At 66.0% G+C, this 238-nt stretch carries 1 protein-coding gene; it reads right to left on the bottom strand.

Annotated elements, in window-relative coordinates; all coding sequences use genetic code 11:
• On the bottom strand, nucleotides 1-238 hold a 238-nt coding region (locus MXD60_RS26490; RefSeq protein ID WP_248822420.1), incomplete at both ends, for an aldehyde dehydrogenase family protein.

Below are 238 nucleotides of genomic sequence, written 5' to 3'. Positions count from 1 at the left end.
ACCTTCAGGCGGTTGGCCGCCTCGGCCATCTTCTCCGCGAAGGCGTCGTAGATCCCGTCCTGCACCAGGAACCGGTTGGTGCAGATGCAGGTCTGGCCGGAATTGCGGTACTTGGCGAGCATCGCGCCGGCGACCGCCCGGTAGAGATCGGCGTCGTCGAACACGATGAACGGCGCGTTGCCGCCCAGCTCCATCGAGACCTTCTTCACCGTGCCGGCTGCCTGCTCCAGCAGCACCT

The sequence above is a fragment of the Frankia sp. AgB32 genome (assembly GCF_023243045.1).
Lineage (GTDB): Bacteria > Actinomycetota > Actinomycetes > Frankiales > Frankiaceae > Frankia.
Note: the sequence above shows the minus strand (reverse complement) of the source record. Positions and strands in the feature narration are given on the sequence as shown.